The sequence below is a fragment of the Fodinicurvata halophila genome (assembly GCF_042651425.1).
Classification (GTDB): Bacteria; Pseudomonadota; Alphaproteobacteria; order Kiloniellales; family DSM-21159; genus Fodinicurvata; species Fodinicurvata halophila.
Genome location: NZ_JBHSCW010000003.1, coordinates 872,435 through 886,382 on the forward strand (window position 1 = coordinate 872,435; position 13,948 = coordinate 886,382).

General features: G+C 63.9%; 14 protein-coding genes. 3 read left to right on the plus strand and 11 right to left on the minus strand.

All coding sequences use genetic code 11. The features are described from left to right. The first annotated feature begins 102 nt into the window (after positions 1–102). A complete protein-coding gene (locus tag ACFOW6_RS08970) occupies positions 103–447 on the plus strand; it encodes a DUF2794 domain-containing protein (RefSeq protein ID WP_382421995.1) in 345 nt (114 codons plus the stop codon). An 89-nt stretch (positions 448–536) separates the two neighbouring features. Here ACFOW6_RS08970 and ACFOW6_RS08975 read toward each other — a convergent pair whose 3' ends face one another. From ACFOW6_RS08975 to ACFOW6_RS08985, 3 genes are all read right to left on the minus strand, one after another. Further along, positions 537–1,451, minus strand: a complete 915-nt coding sequence (locus tag ACFOW6_RS08975; RefSeq protein ID WP_382421996.1) for an MBL fold metallo-hydrolase — start codon at positions 1,449–1,451, stop codon at positions 537–539. 115 nt (positions 1,452–1,566) lie between these two features. Continuing rightward, positions 1,567–1,986, minus strand: a complete 420-nt coding sequence (locus tag ACFOW6_RS08980) for a hypothetical protein (protein ID WP_382421997.1) — start codon at positions 1,984–1,986, stop codon at positions 1,567–1,569. Then, a complete protein-coding gene (locus tag ACFOW6_RS08985; RefSeq protein ID WP_382421998.1) occupies positions 1,983–3,677 on the minus strand; it encodes a hypothetical protein in 1,695 nt (564 codons plus the stop codon). Before ACFOW6_RS08985 ends, ACFOW6_RS08980 begins: the two co-directional genes overlap by 4 nt. Positions 3,678–3,875: 198 nt before the next feature. On the opposite strand from ACFOW6_RS08985, the gene ACFOW6_RS08990 reads away from it, so the two are divergent. Then, positions 3,876–4,514, plus strand: a complete 639-nt coding sequence (locus tag ACFOW6_RS08990; RefSeq protein WP_382421999.1) for a LysE family translocator — start codon at positions 3,876–3,878, stop codon at positions 4,512–4,514. A gap of 7 nt (positions 4,515–4,521) precedes the next feature. Here the strand turns inward: ACFOW6_RS08990 and ACFOW6_RS08995 are convergent, their stop codons facing one another. Next, positions 4,522–5,565 (minus strand): threonine aldolase family protein, encoded by a 1,044-nt coding sequence (locus tag ACFOW6_RS08995; protein WP_382422000.1) that lies wholly within the window; start codon positions 5,563–5,565, stop codon positions 4,522–4,524. Between the two features lie 85 nt (positions 5,566–5,650). Between ACFOW6_RS08995 and ACFOW6_RS09000 the strand changes: the two genes are divergently transcribed. Beyond that, positions 5,651–5,959 carry a hypothetical protein gene (locus tag ACFOW6_RS09000; protein ID WP_382422001.1) on the plus strand — a complete coding sequence of 103 codons (309 nt, stop codon included), beginning with the start codon at positions 5,651–5,653 and terminating at the stop codon, positions 5,957–5,959. Positions 5,960–6,101: 142 nt separating this feature from the next. Here the strand turns inward: ACFOW6_RS09000 and ACFOW6_RS09005 are convergent, their stop codons facing one another. The 7 genes from ACFOW6_RS09005 to ACFOW6_RS09035 all read right to left on the minus strand — a co-directional run bounded on the left by ACFOW6_RS09005 (position 6,102) and on the right by ACFOW6_RS09035 (position 13,906). Beyond that, positions 6,102–6,701 (minus strand): 2'-5' RNA ligase family protein, encoded by a 600-nt coding sequence (locus ACFOW6_RS09005; protein WP_382422002.1) that lies wholly within the window; start codon positions 6,699–6,701, stop codon positions 6,102–6,104. Positions 6,702–6,909: 208 nt separating this feature from the next. Beyond that, positions 6,910–8,457: a glutamine-hydrolyzing GMP synthase gene (gene guaA / locus ACFOW6_RS09010; RefSeq protein WP_382422003.1), complete on the minus strand. Its 1,548-nt coding sequence runs from the start codon at positions 8,455–8,457 to the stop codon at positions 6,910–6,912. 87 nt (positions 8,458–8,544) lie between these two features. Next, positions 8,545–9,090 (minus strand): GNAT family N-acetyltransferase, encoded by a 546-nt coding sequence (locus ACFOW6_RS09015; protein ID WP_382422004.1) that lies wholly within the window; start codon positions 9,088–9,090, stop codon positions 8,545–8,547. Next, positions 9,087–10,403 carry an RsmB/NOP family class I SAM-dependent RNA methyltransferase gene (locus tag ACFOW6_RS09020; RefSeq protein ID WP_382422005.1) on the minus strand — a complete coding sequence of 439 codons (1,317 nt, stop codon included), beginning with the start codon at positions 10,401–10,403 and terminating at the stop codon, positions 9,087–9,089. Before ACFOW6_RS09020 ends, ACFOW6_RS09015 begins: the two co-directional genes overlap by 4 nt. A 48-nt stretch (positions 10,404–10,451) precedes the next feature. Continuing rightward, positions 10,452–11,909: an IMP dehydrogenase gene (gene guaB / locus ACFOW6_RS09025; protein ID WP_382422006.1), complete on the minus strand. Its 1,458-nt coding sequence runs from the start codon at positions 11,907–11,909 to the stop codon at positions 10,452–10,454. Between the two features lie 126 nt (positions 11,910–12,035). Beyond that, complete coding sequence (locus ACFOW6_RS09030) at positions 12,036–12,764, minus strand: RlmE family RNA methyltransferase (protein WP_382422007.1); 729 nt, start codon at positions 12,762–12,764, stop codon at positions 12,036–12,038. Further along, entirely contained in the window at positions 12,761–13,906 is a 1,146-nt protein-coding gene (locus tag ACFOW6_RS09035) for a Ppx/GppA phosphatase family protein (RefSeq protein ID WP_382422008.1), read from the minus strand. The genes ACFOW6_RS09030 and ACFOW6_RS09035 overlap by 4 nt, the downstream gene beginning before the upstream one ends. Positions 13,907–13,948 lie beyond the last annotated feature (42 nt).

The window sequence follows — 13,948 nt, forward strand, 5'->3', positions numbered from 1 at the left end:
CATGCAGGCATCCGCTTGCCGGCGTTAGATCGGCTGTGGACGCTCAGCGGCAAATGGGCGACACTCGAAAAGAGCGCGAAGGGAAGAGAAGGTAGGCAGCCTATGGCAAAGGTCGTGCGGCTCGAAGACATTCGGATCGACCGCAAACAACGCGCCACGCCGCTCTATTTCAACAGAACCGAGCTTGATGCCCTGCTGTCCCTCTACAGTCACCAGGTCGCCGACGGCGAATGGCGCGACTATGCGATCGACCACAAGCCCGGCATGGCCATGTTCTCCGTTTTCCGTCACAGCTTCGACAGGCCCTTGTTCACCATCGCCAAGCGCATGCAGACGACGGGCAATGTTCCCGAATACATGCTTTTCGACACCCAGAAGATGCTTGCCCGCAAGGGACGGCTGACGGACCTGCTGGATTACTTCCGCAAGAAGCTGGAAGTGGTCTGAGCGTTTTACGCTGGAGGACGGAGCAGCGCGGTCAAAGGCTGGGGACTGGGAGAAGACAGCCCTGACGCCCCGTGTCACCCTCACAGGGCTTATGTCTGCCCCCAGGACATGTCCCGGAACCGGTCCAACGGAATCTTCAGATAGCGGACATCGTTGTCCTCCGCCGCTGGCAGGCAGCCGCCCCTGATGTTCACCTGCAGGGACTGCAGGATCAGCTTCGGCATGGTCAGGGTACGATCGCGCGCCTCGCGCAGGGCCACATACCCCTCGGCATCCTTGTCCGCGACATGCAGGTTCGCGCGCTTCTGCTCCGCCACCGTGCTCTCCCAGCGCGGCTCCCGGCCGCCAGGCTGGTAGTCGTGACCGGTGAAAAGACGGGTCTCGTCGGGCAAGGAAAGGATTTTCTGGATAGACTCCCACAGTTGCCCGGCATCGCCGCCGGGAAAATCCGCACGCGCTGTTCCACCGTCCGGCATGAACAGCGTGTCATGCACGAACGCCGCATCGCCGATGACATAGGTCACGGAGGCTGGCGTATGCCCCGGACAGAGCATGACCCGTGCCTCCAGGTCCCCGATGCGGAAGGTCTCGCCATCGGCGAACAGTCTGTCCCACTGGGACCCGTCCGCGGAAAAGTCCTCCAGATTGTAGAGCCGCTTCCAGAACTCCTGGACACCGACGACCTTTTCGCCGATGGCAATCGGTGCGTCCGTCCTTTCCCTCAGATAGCCCGCCGCCGAGAAATGATCGGCATGGGGATGAGTATCCAGGATCCATTCCAGTTCGATCTGCTTCGTACGGACGTAGTCCAGAATGGCATCGGCATTCACGGTGGCCGTGCTGCCCGCCCTTTCCTCGAAGTCGAGCACCGGGTCGATGATGACGCCCTTCTTTGTCGCAGGGTCGTGAACCACGTACTGGAGACTGGATGTGCGCGTGTCGAAGAAGGCCCTGACCAGCGGACGCACCAATCCTTCGGCAATTGCAGTATCTTCGATCGCCATCACCACGCCTCCTCTCGGCTGACACGATTAAACATAATCCAGCATGCAATTGCGAGAACGCTTGCTGGGTATGACAACCTTCAGGCGGGAAATTCCTTCCGCCTGGGCGCGCAGGTTAGTCTGTCTCGAAACTGAAGCGTTCCTGTACCTGTTCGTGAGCCAGACCGCTATGCAAAGTCAGAACAATGACGCGCGCCTCCAGGGAGTCCGGGTATTTTGGAGCGTTCTGGCAGGTTTCGTCGAGGGCCGTCAGGGCCTGGGCCCCGTGATGCGCAGCGTAGTCAGAAGACCCCAGCAGGCAGTAGGCCAGGACGTTTGCGGCCCGGGCACAGTTCTCCTCGCCCGTGCCTCCCTCTTCCTTGAGGAGCCTGATGATCGTCAGCTTGACGGCATCCGGCACGCCGCCAGCCACCAGGCCGGCACGGCTCAAGGCATCGTCCAGCCGACGGTATTCCTTGGAGCGTCCGAAAAACGAGAAAAGACCGAACATGGGGCGGCAATAAAGCAAAGCCGGCGCGGGGACAAGATGGATCACTCCAGGCGCCGGTATTCCCAGGTCACCGACGACGCTCCGGGAAGGGTTTCCTCCATGGAGAGGCTGTTGCCTTCACAGCTATAGCGACGTGTGCGCAGCAGGACATCCCCGCCCTTGTCCCGGTTTTCCCGGATGCGCGAGACATCGCCGTCCGGCTCGAAGATCTCCAGGTTCAAGTCTACTGTGGACTCCGCTTCGCAGAGCCGGAGCTTCTCCCCCTCGACGGACCAGCGACCCGCGGCGCCCAGCGCCAACGAAGCCAGACCCTGCCACAGCTCGCCCTCCTCGCTGAGAACGGAGCTCGTGCCTTCGCCGGGCGTGGGGCTCTGCTCGTAACGACCATCGGCCTGCAGGATCAGGTAGCGTTGCAGATCAGGGTACTGCAGGTCCTGGAAGACACCCGTGTCGCGCAGCTCGCGCTCGATCACCTTGCCGTACCCGCCCGACACCAGCTCCCAGCCTCCGATCAGGCAGTGGTCGGCCGTTTCATCCCTTGCCGTCAGCAGACATCCGCGACAGGGATCCTTGCGCCCGTCCAGCACAAGCCGGAACCCCTCCGCTTCCTCAATGCCGTATCCGGCCAACCGGACCCTTTTCGCGCTGCCCTCCTCCACCGTGAGCTCTTCCGGCAGTTCGACCCAGTCCCGGGATGAGGGCTCACGCACTTTCCAGGTTCCCTTCTCCGTGGCACGCCGCAACGTCCAGTGGCCGCACGCAAACTCCAACTGCGCCCGGGCCAGCACGAAGCGATCGAAGGTGATGCTGTGCTCACGACTGCGGTTCCAGACATGGATATCGCCCGGAAAGGGAGTGGAGGCCACGGCCCCGCCGCCAGGAAGGCGCAGGTCCTGGTCCAGGTACGCCTGGGCAAAATGCTGCCAGTCAGTCGGCGCCAGGACGTGCGCCAGCGCATCCTGCTGGGCGGACTGACCCTCCTCGGCAGGCATGGCCGTCATCAGGTCGGCCACGGCCGGCGCTCCGAAGGTCTCGGACAGCCAGAAGAAGAAGACCACGCTGTCGGTCCCCAGTGCGGTCAGCGGCACATGATCCGAGAGGGAGTCGAAGCCCGCGACAAATCCTTGGCTGTGTGTAGTCCCTGGAAATGCAAGGTTCGCAAACCATTCGGCCGTGCCCTCGACCCACCAGTCACTGGCCGAAAGGTTTGCCTTTACCGGCATCTCGGCCTTCTGCACGCAATGGAAGAACTCGTGTGCCATCGTGAACGCCATTCCTCGTGCGCCGGTAAGACCCGCATAAACGGCAACCAGGCAGCCATCGGAGGTCTCTACAGCAACACCATGGGCATCATGAGCATACCCGCCACTCTCCTCCTCTTCCGTTGGCAGCAAGTGCGATAGCCAAATCGTCAAGTCATCAGGCGCCAGCCTGCCTACGTCGGACAGGGCCGCTGCGGAACGCTCGACGCTGCGTCGGACTTCGCGCCGCATCACCCGCAAGTCGACAGCCGGAAAATCATAGCTGGAGACAATGCGGACCTCCCGCACTCCTTTGGGTGTATCAATGGTGAAGCGCTCAACCTCGTCACAAGGCAGGTCCATACCGGCCACACGCGGATCGGCATCGGCAAGGTAGTCCCCTGCCGCGCAATCATCGAAGGCACTGGCCGTCATTGGCCAGAAAAACGCCAGCAACAGAAGGGCCAGTCCCGACCCGGGCTTGAGATAACGCATACCCTTTTACCCCTGTCGCTTGCTGCGCCATCCGCATGAGGCCTTGGATAAAGCTCAGGATATCCTAGCAGGAATCCATCCAGCCTCTACCCCTTCCCATCCCTCTCCAGGAGCAACGGGGCTCCTCCCACAAGGAACCCTCTTGCCAGGAGCCTTCCCGTATGGATTTCTGAAGCAAGCTTGCAAGGGAACAGCTCAATGACTCTGGAGCACTGGCTGGCGTTCGTCGCCGCCTCGACCATCCTGCTCATGATCCCGGGACCGACGATGCTGCTCGTCATATCCCATGCCCTCAGCCGGGGGCGCCAGGCCGCAGGCGCCAGCGTGGCCGGCGTCGTTCTGGGGGACTTCACGGCCATGACCGCCTCCCTGATGGGACTGGGCGCGATCCTGGCGGCGTCGGCCAGCGCCTTCATGATCCTGAAGTGGATTGGCGCGGCCTATCTCGTCTATCTCGGAATCCGGCTGTGGCGCGCCCCGGTCGCGCAGGAGCAGGCTGAGAGCCCGCACAACCCAGCGCCCAAGCGCGGTGGCCTTCCCGTGTTCCTCCACACCTACACGGTCACCGCCCTCAATCCGAAAAGCATCGTCTTCTTCATCGCCTTCCTGCCCCAGTTCCTGGTCTCCGGACAGCCGGTGCTGGCACAGATGGCGATTCTCGAAGTGACCTTCCTCATCCTCGCTGCAATCAACGCCGCGGCCTTCGCCCTGCTGGCCGCGGCCGCCCGGGAAAGGATCAGCCGCCCGCGGACCCAGCGCCTGCTCAATCGCACCGGCGGTTCGCTGCTGATCGGGGCCGGTCTCCTGGCCGCCGGCTGGAAGCGGGTCACGGAATAGACACGCCTCAAACGAGAGCCTTGAGACTCTTCTCGATGATAGACAGGGCCTCGTCGACCTGCGGCACCTGGATGTCGAGATAGAAGACCACGCGCACCCCGTCGCGCCCCGAGGGCAGCATGTGCACGCCGCGGCGGTAGGCCTCCTCGACGAAATCCCCGGCATCGATACCCGTCAGCTGGAAGCGGACGATGTTCGTCTCGACGGTCCCAGGATCGATCTCGATCTGCGGCAGGGCGGCCAATCCCTCGGCGAAACGCCGTGCATTGTCGTGCGTTTCGTGCAGACGCGGATGGTGATGTTCCAACGCGTGCAGGGCGCCGGCCGCGATGATGCCGGCCTGGCGGAAACCGCCGCCGAACTGCTGCTTGAAACGCCGCGCCCGGGCGATAACCTCCTTCGAGCCGACAAGGCAGGAGCCGACCGGCGCACCCAGTCCCTTGGAGAAGCAGACGCTGACCGTGTCAAAGGAGGCCGCATAGTCGGCCTCGGCAATGCCGGTGGCCGCCGTGGCATGCCAGAGCCGCGCGCCGTCCAGGTGCAGGACGGCACCGTGCGCCGTTCCGAGTTCCGCCACGTCGCGGATCGCCTCCAGCGGCCAGATCGAACCGCCGCCGATGTTGTGCGTGTTTTCCAGGCAGATCAGGCGCACCGGCCCACTGATGGTCGGTGGAAAGAAATGATGCATTGGCGCCAGGAAGGTCTCCACATCCCTGGCACTGAAGATCCCCCGCACCCCCGGCAGCAATCGCGGGAGCACTCCGGAAAAGGCTGAGGAAGCGCCATTTTCCAGCAGATAGACATGAGCCGCCTGGTCCAGCAGCACCACGTCTCCCGGCTCGGTGTGCGTGCGCACCGCCACCTGGTTGGTCATGGTGCCGGTGGGCATGTAGACCGCATCCTCCTTGCCCAGCAGCTCGGCGGTTCTGACCTCCAGCGCCTTGACGCTGGGATCGTCGCCATAGACGTCGTCCCCGACTTCGGCCTCGGCCATGGCGGTGCGCATCTCCGGCGTGGGACGGCTGCAAGTGTCGCTTCTCAGATCGATCATTCGCTCTATCGCTTATGTTTTCAGTGCTGTCATCGAGCAGTTGCCTGCCGGTCACTCGACTGTCCCTTGAAGTGCTAGCACCAGAATGATCGAAGTTCCAAGCTCAACGAGCATTTTCCAATCCGTCCAAGCAATTCCCGGTGATCTAAAGACACGGGTTCTAACGACCAACATCGACCTCGACGAAGGCACCTGCTCGATCGAGCTTCTGGAGGAAGTCTCGGTATTTTTCGGCCTCGGACTGAACCCGGTCCGCAAGATCATTCAAGAGGTTGCAGCAGATCTGTCGACGTGGCGGGATGTCGCCAAGGAAGTCAGTGCCCGCGACGGAAAAATCATGAGAATAGCCAGCGTCTTCTGCATGATGAAACTGGAACGAGTACAGAGTCTGTGATCATGTCTCTCGTCAATGATTCTGGCCCTTCCAGCACCGCCCTAATCCATGGGTTGGGCAAATGCTGTGGCAGTCATGAGCAGGCCACATCACGATCAGGCGACCACTTGCTGGTGTCAGGCCAAGCTTCGGAGATAAAGCCTCAATCATTCAGTGACCAGCGACCAAGTACATTATATCGCCCGAGCCCCAGCTCGCTGTGTATGAGAACGAATTCCTGGACCGTGAAGCGGATCGGCTCGATGGATTGAACGGGAATCGCCTTTGGCCCGTAGAACAGCGTCATGTGGGGCGTAAATTGATTCGCGGCCTGCAGCCCGTTTTCCACCATGGCAGCACCAAGCTCGCCGTGGAGATCAAACATCGCATCTCCCTCGCCGAGCAACACCAGCGGCCGTCTGTGTGGCCTGCCGCCCTCAAAACTCGTGATGAAACGGAAAGCCACCTCTATGGGACGCATTGAAACGGCTTCCGCAGCCTTCTTCGCCGCATAGACAAACTTGGTGCGCAGGCATTTGTCGTCTCGAACGTGATGGAGCGAGACGTGCAGTCGGTCCGGCCTGAGCCGTGTCCCGATCAGATGATTCCGGCAAACGAACCCTTGGCTGAAACGTTCGATATGGACTGATGTCTCAGTATCCGGAAAAAGCATGAAGACGAGCCGCTCCGGCCGCTTGGGCCTGGCAGGCAGCTCTTGGTAAAAGTTGAACCTGCCTTGCGCGGGGGTATTTCCATGCTCCATGGCGTCTCTCGTTCTGAGCGAGAGAAATTAGAACAAATAGAGAACATTTTGCAAGACTGCTCAACAAGCAGTCTGCAATCCCCAGTGTACGACCCGCCGATCAGTCTTTTGCCGTGCTGAGGAAAGCAGCTGCCGCAGATCGTGGTCCAGTCATTTCACCGCGGATTGAGCAACGCGACTCGTGCAAGGGACAAAGAGCCCCTGCCCGTCACTCCCACTCAATCGTCCCGGGCGGCTTGCTGGTCACGTCATAGACCACACGGTTGACGCCGCGCACCTCGTTGATGATGCGCGTCGCCGCACCGGCCAGGAAGCCGTGGTCGAAGGGATAGCTCTCGGCCGTCATGCCGTCGGTGGAGGTGACCGCACGCAGAGCACAGACGAAATCGTAGGAGCGGGCATCGCCCATCACGCCCACGGTGCGCACCGGCAGCAGTACGGCGAAGGCCTGCCAGATCGCGTCATAGAGGCCGGCCTTGGCGATCTCGTCCAGATAGATGGCGTCGGCCTTGCGAAGGATGTCCGCCTTCTCCCGCGACACAGGTCCGGGGATGCGGATAGCCAGGCCCGGTCCCGGGAAGGGATGACGGCCGACCAGGCTTTCCGGCAGGCCGAGTTCGCGGCCCAGCACGCGCACCTCGTCCTTGAACAGCTCGCGCAACGGCTCGACCAGCCGCATCTGCATGCGCTCGGGCAGCCCCCCCACATTGTGATGGCTCTTGATGGTGACCGACGGCCCGCCGGTGAAGGAGACGGATTCGATCACGTCGGGATAGAGCGTGCCCTGGGCCAGGAAATCCGCGCCGCCCACCTTGGCCGCCTCCTCGTCGAAGACGTCGATGAAGGTGTTGCCGATGATCTTGCGCTTCTCCTCCGGGTCCTCGACGCCCTCCAGCTTGCCCAGGAACAGCTCGCTGGCGTCACGCGCCACCAGGGGAATGTTGTAGTGGTGGCGGAAGACCTCGACCACCTGTTCCGCCTCGCCTTGGCGCAGCAGGCCGTGGTCGACGAAGATGCAGGTCAGCTGCTCACCGATGGCCTCGTGGAGCAGCACGGCCGCCACGGAGGAATCGACGCCGCCCGAAAGCCCGCAGATCACCCGGCCGTCACCCACCTGGTGCCGGATGGCCGCTATGGCCTGTTCCCGGAACGCCGCCATGGTCCAGTCGCCGCGACAGCCGGCGATCCTGTGGGTAAAGTTGGCCAGCAGCCGGCCGCCGTCCGGCGTGTGCACCACCTCGGGATGGAATTGCACCCCGTAATAGCGACGCTGCTCGTCCGCCACAGCCGCACAAGGCGCGCCCTCGGAGGTGCCGATCACCTCGAAACCGGCCGGCAAGGCGGCCACGCGATCGCCATGGCTCATCCAGACCTGGTGGCGTTCGCCCACGTCCCATAGACCCTCGAACAGCGGGCTGGCCTTGCGGACCTCCAGGAAGGCCTTGCCGAACTCCTGATGGTCCGATCCCTCGACCTCGCCGCTCAGCTGCATCGCCATGGTTTGCTGGCCATAGCAGATGCCCAGCACCGGCACCCCCATCTCGAAGATCAGCTCCGGCGCGCGTGGGCTGCCCTCACTGGTGGTGGAGGCCGGCCCGCCGGAGAGGATCACCCCCTTGGGGGCGAAGCTGCGGATACGCTCTTCCTCGACGCTGAAGGGCATGATCTCGCAGTAGACACCGCTTTCGCGAACGCGGCGAGCGATCAGCTGGGTGACCTGGGAACCGAAGTCGAGAATCAGGATGCGATCAGTCATGGCTGTGTCTTTAGGTCCTTCTCGCCTGGAACGCCGCCGCAACGGCATGAAAATGTTGCGCCCTTGTAGTTTCTCGCCACCGGCAGGTCAGCCCTTTACGCTCCTCAGCCAGCCGATCAGGTCCGGCCAGGCATAGGCCGTCTCGTCCAGGTCGGCGCCGGCGAAGCGCTCGCGCCGCTGCCCGACGGACTGCCCGCCCATGGCCTCGTAGAAGAAGCGGCTGTGATTGCCCGAAAGCACCCAGAGACAGGCGTTGAACCCACCAGCAGCCGCAATCTCCTCGAACACGGCGGTCATCAGGGCCCGGCCGGCCCCCTGGTTCTGCCAGTCGGGATGGACGTAGAGTTCATAGATTTCCGCCCGGTACGGCAGGTCCTTCGACCGTGTGCGCCCCCAGGCGGCGAATCCCACAACCTGCCGCGCGGCGTTCTCCGCCACCAAGACCTGCGTTTTCTTGCGCTGGGCGGCCAGTTCCCGCCAGTAGCGCGTCCGATCGTCCACCGAGAGCCGCACCAGGTAGTCATCGGGAACCAGGCCGGCATAGGCCGCCTGCCAGGTCTCCACATGGATCTCCGCCAGGGACTGGCCATCCATGGCGGTCGCCTCGCGCACGCGAAAGGCCGTATCATTCATCCTTCTACCTCCTGCCGCTCGAGAACGGCGGCGAAGAATCCATCCGTACCATGGGCCGCGGGAAATAGTCGCAAATAGTCGCCCTGCCCCTCAGGCAGGGTCGTGGGCAACAGCTCCGTCCAGAGCGTGCGGACCGGCCGGACGGCAAACTCCGAATGCTTCGCGAGAAAAGCCTCCACCTGCTGTTCGTTCTCCTCGCGCAGCAGGGAACAGGTGGCATAGACCAGGCGCCCGCCAGGCTTTACCAGCCGGGCAGCGCTTTCCAGGATCCGTGCCTGCAGGTCGAGAAGCTCGGACAGGTCTTCCGGCGAGAAGCGCCACTTGCCCTCGGGGTTGCGCCGCCAGGTCCCACTGCCCGAACAGGGTGCATCCACCAGCACGCGGTCGAAGCTCTGCTTGTGTCGTTTCAGCCAGGGATCGCGCTCGCTGGACAGGGCCCGGCGCGTCACGTTGTGCACACCTGCCCGACGCAGGCGGACCGAGGAGCGATTCAGGCGCTTGTCCAACACATCGCAAGCCAGCAGCTGTCCCTTGTTCTCCATGGCGGCGGCCAGGGCCAGCGTCTTGCCGCCCGCCCCGGCGCAGAAGTCGCAGACGCGCAGGCCCGGCCGCGCATCGGCCAGCAGGGCAACCAACTGCGAGCCCTCGTCCTGCACCTCCAGCAGGCCGTCGCGGAAGGCCCGGGTCGCTGCGACCGGGCGCCGGCCGTCGATCCGCAGGCCCAACGGCGACCAGGGACAGGGCTCGGTCTCGATCCCCTCCTCCGCCAGCGCCGTGCGGACTTGGGGCAGTTCGGCCTTCAGGGTGTTGACGCGCAAATCCACCACCGCCGCCTCTCGCAGGGCGGTCAGTTCCAGCTCTAGCCGTTCACCGAGTGCATGGCTCAGCGGCTCCATCAACCACTCCGGCATCTCCAGCGCCACGTCCATCGGCTGGTCCGGATGGTCGAGCGTGTGCGTGGACAGGCACTGCAGCAGTTCCATCTCTTCCCCATCCGGTGCTGCCGGAGCATACTTGCCCGTGCCCAGACGCTCGCGCAGGCGCTCCAGGCTTTCGCCGAGAGCCAGCAGTCGCCAGGCCAGTATCTGCCGGCGCGGTGTCACCTCGGCCCCGCAGGTCCGGATCCACCAGTCGAGCCGGGCATGGGACCGCAACGCGCCGTAGCACTGCAACGTGATGTCGCGACGATCCTTGGCGCCGATATAGCGGCGCTGCCTGAAATAGTCCGCGGCAACCCGGTCCGAAGGGCGCTGCGTACCGTTCATGCCTTCATAGAGCTCGATCGCCGCCTGCATGCGGGCCGCAGGCGTCATGTCATTTTCCTGCCAGGACCCCGGGTTCCTGCTGCATCCCCGGACACCCTAGTTGCGATAGTTCGGGGCTTCACGGGTCACCACCACGTCATGAACGTGGCTTTCCCGCAGGCCCGCGTTGGTCAAGCGCAGGAAACGGCAATTGCGCTGCATGTCATGGATGTTGGCGTTGCCGGTATAGCCCATGGCGGCGCGCAGGCCGCCGACGAGTTGGTGAATCACCGTGCCGGCCGAGCCCTTGTAAGGCACCTGTCCCTCGACGCCTTCGGGCACCAGCTTCAGGTTGTCGGCCACCTCCTGCTGGAAGTAGCGGTCGGCGGAACCGCGCGCCATGGCACCGATGGAGCCCATGCCGCGATAAGCCTTGTAGGTCCGCCCCTGGTAGAGGAAGACCTCACCAGGGCTCTCGTCCGTGCCCGCCAGCAGTGACCCGATCATGGCGCAGTCCGCCCCTGCGGCCATGGCCTTGGCCAGATCGCCGGAGAACTTGATGCCGCCGTCGGCGATCACCGGTACGTTCTGGGCACGGCAGATCTCGACGGTATCGAACAGGGCGGTCAGCTGCGGCACACCGACACCGGCCACCACGCGGGTCGTGCAGATGGACCCCGGCCCGATGCCCACCTTGATGGCGTCGGCGCCCGAATCGACCAGTGCCTTTGCGCCATCGCCGGTGGCCACGTTGCCGGCGATCACCTGAACTTCGTTGGACAGTTTCTTGACCCGCCCCACGGCATCCAGGACACCGCGGGAATGGCCGTGCGCGGTATCCACCACCAGCACGTCGACACCGGCGTCGACCAGGGCCTCGCCTCGACGAAAGCCGTCGTCGCCGACCCCGATGGCCGCTGCGGTACGCAGGCGCCCCTGGGGATCCTTGCAGGCATAGGGATGGGCCTGGGCCTTCTCGATGTCCTTCACGGTAATCAGGCCGGTGCAGCGGTAGGTCTCGTCCACCACCAGCAGCTTCTCGATGCGGTACTGATGCAGAAGGCGGCGCGCTTCGTCGCGGCTGACGCCATCGTTGACGGTGATCAGGTTGTCCTTGGTCATCAGTTCCGAAACCGGCTGCTGACGGTTCTCGGCAAAGCGCACGTCGCGGTTGGTAACAATGCCCACCAGGCGCCCCGTCTTGCGCTCGACCACCGGAATGCCGGAGATACCGTTGGTCTCCATCAGCGCCAGGGCGTTGGCCAACGGCTCGTCGGGATGGATCGTCACGGGATTGACGACCATGCCGCTTTCGAACTTCTTGACCTTGCGGACCTCGTCGGCCTGTTCGTCCACGGTCATGTTCTTGTGGATCACACCCATGCCGCCGACCTGGGCCATGGCAATGGCCATCCGGCTCTCGGTCACCGTATCCATGGCCGAGGAGAGCAGCGGAATGCCGAGTTCTATGGTGGAGGTCAGAGAGGTGCGCGTGTCCGCTGTGCCGGGAAGAACAGAAGATTCCGCCGGCTCCAGAAGCACGTCGTCAAAGGTGAATGCGTCGCGAATCTGCATGCCAACCGCCTTGATTTCGGATTGGCGGTGCATCTTACACAAGGACCCTGCCCTAACAAGAGCAAAGCCGGGCCCTAACAAGGAGTCCCAGCGACTGTCACAGCCCCCGACCGATTGCCGCTCCGTTCAGTTTGGACCACCGCTGCGGCCGCTGCCGCGAAACCCCTGTGCCACCACATAGAGTTCCGCGGAATCGCTGCGGCTGGCCGGGGGCTTGAGGTGCCGCACCTTCTCGAAATTGAGCTTCAGGCGATCCAGAAGCTCCTTCTCCGTGCCGCCTTGCAGGACCTTGGCAACAAAGCTGCCGCGCGGGTTCAGGACCTCCTCGGCAAATTCCAGGGCGGCCTCCGCCATGGCCATGATGCGCAGGTGATCGGTCTGGGCATGCCCGGTATTGGGCGGGGCCATGTCCGAGAGCACCACATCCGCCCCGCCGCCCAGCAGGTCGCGCAGCTTCTGGGGCGCCGCTTCGTCCATGAAGTCCATTTCCAGCAATTCGGCGCCGGGAATGGAGTCCATCTCCAGGATGTCGATGCCGATCACCCGTCCGGAATTGCCCGTCTTCTCCACCGCCACCTGACACCAGCCGCCAGGTGCTGCCCCCAGGTCGACCACCACTTGTCCACGGCGGAACAGGCGCACCTTCTCGTCGATCTGCTGGATCTTGAAAGCGGCGCGCGAGCGATACCCGCGGGCCCTGGCCTCGGCCACATAGGGGTCGTTCAGCTGGCGCTGCAGCCAACGCGTCGAGGAAGGCCGCCGCCCCTTGGCCGTGCGGACCGGCGTATGCAGTCGACGCGAAGCGCCGCCGCTGCCTCGCTGCCCCTTGCCACTGCCGCGCTTCCTGGTGCTCATTCGGCCGCCTTGGCAGCTGACAGCAAGTCCTGGGAGACGGCGACACCCTGTCCCTGGGCGATCAACCCGGCCAGTATGCCCTCGCGCACGCCGCGGTCGGCCACGCGCAGGCGTTCCACCGGCCAGGTGCGCAGGAAGGCGTCCAGAATGGCACAGCCGGCGATCACCAGGTCGGCCCGCTGCACACCGATGCAGGGGTGGGCCACTCGCGCATCGTAGGACATGCGTCGAATGGCACGGATCACGGCCCCGGCGGTTTCCGAACTCATGTAGAGGCCATCCACCTTGTGGCGCTGATAGCGATCCAGATCGAGATAGACGCCGGCCATGGTGGTGACGGTTCCCGAGGTTCCGAGAAACTGGAGGTTGCCCTGCTGCGCCAGGAACTGCAGGCCGGCGATGGCCTCGAAGTCGTGCAGCGCCGTCAGGGCATCCTCCACCATTGCTTCGTAGACACAGCTTTCAATATCCCGCCCGCCGTACTTCTCGGCCAGGGTCACCACGCCCATGGGCAGAGAATGCCAGGCGCGCAGGTTGCCCGTGGCCAAGGCTCCGTTCTTTACAAGGGAATTCCCGCAACAGGTCAGCCAGCTCAGCTCCGTTGACCCGCCACCGATGTCGAAGACCAAAGCATCGGGGCAGTCCGGCGCCAGCAAGGGAGCGCAGCCCTGCAGCGCCAGGCAGGCTTCTTCCTCGGAGGAGATGATCTCCAGAGCCAGGCCCGTTTCCTGCCGCACGCGCTCGAGGAAGGCGTCGCAGTTATCGGCCCGACGGCAAGCCTCGGTGGCCACGGCACGCAGGTGCCTCACGCCGCGATACTGCAGCTTCCCGGCACAGACCTGCAGTGCGGAGAGGGTGCGCGCCATGGCCGCTTCGCCGAGCCGACCACTGCAGCCCAGCCCTTCGCCAAGGCGCACGATGCGCGAGAAGGTATCGACCACACGGTAGCCGTCCGAACACGCCCTAACGATCAGCAGGCGGCAGTTGTTCGTGCCCAGGTCGAGAGCAGCATAAAGGGGCGCCGGCGAATCTTGCCGGCGTGCAGAGGTAGAGGCAGCGGGCGCAGCGGGGGAAGCAGGGCTGCGCCGCAGGCCGCTGGGAGCGGCGGCAACGCGCTTGTTGGCTTCCTTCTGGACGGGCACCCGGGATCCTCCGACTTGGACTGTTCTGCAAGGTAGCGGGCA

Excerpts from the sequence above, each read along its gene's own strand:
- ACFOW6_RS08970 (WP_382421995.1), top strand. The coding sequence starts at position 103 with ATGGCAAAGGTCGTGCGGCTCGAAGACATTCGGATCGACCGCAAACAA.
- ACFOW6_RS08975 (WP_382421996.1), bottom strand. The coding sequence starts at position 1,451 with ATGGCGATCGAAGATACTGCAATTGCCGAAGGATTGGTGCGTCCGCTG.
- ACFOW6_RS08985 (WP_382421998.1), bottom strand. The coding sequence starts at position 3,677 with ATGCGTTATCTCAAGCCCGGGTCGGGACTGGCCCTTCTGTTGCTGGCG.
- ACFOW6_RS08990 (WP_382421999.1), top strand. The coding sequence starts at position 3,876 with ATGACTCTGGAGCACTGGCTGGCGTTCGTCGCCGCCTCGACCATCCTG.
- ACFOW6_RS08995 (WP_382422000.1), bottom strand. The coding sequence starts at position 5,565 with ATGATCGATCTGAGAAGCGACACTTGCAGCCGTCCCACGCCGGAGATG.
- ACFOW6_RS09000 (WP_382422001.1), top strand. The coding sequence starts at position 5,651 with ATGATCGAAGTTCCAAGCTCAACGAGCATTTTCCAATCCGTCCAAGCA.
- ACFOW6_RS09005 (WP_382422002.1), bottom strand. The coding sequence starts at position 6,701 with ATGGAGCATGGAAATACCCCCGCGCAAGGCAGGTTCAACTTTTACCAA.
- guaA (WP_382422003.1), bottom strand. The coding sequence starts at position 8,457 with ATGACTGATCGCATCCTGATTCTCGACTTCGGTTCCCAGGTCACCCAG.
- ACFOW6_RS09015 (WP_382422004.1), bottom strand. The coding sequence starts at position 9,090 with ATGAATGATACGGCCTTTCGCGTGCGCGAGGCGACCGCCATGGATGGC.
- ACFOW6_RS09020 (WP_382422005.1), bottom strand. The coding sequence starts at position 10,403 with ATGACGCCTGCGGCCCGCATGCAGGCGGCGATCGAGCTCTATGAAGGC.
- guaB (WP_382422006.1), bottom strand. The coding sequence starts at position 11,909 with ATGCAGATTCGCGACGCATTCACCTTTGACGACGTGCTTCTGGAGCCG.
- ACFOW6_RS09030 (WP_382422007.1), bottom strand. The coding sequence starts at position 12,764 with ATGAGCACCAGGAAGCGCGGCAGTGGCAAGGGGCAGCGAGGCAGCGGC.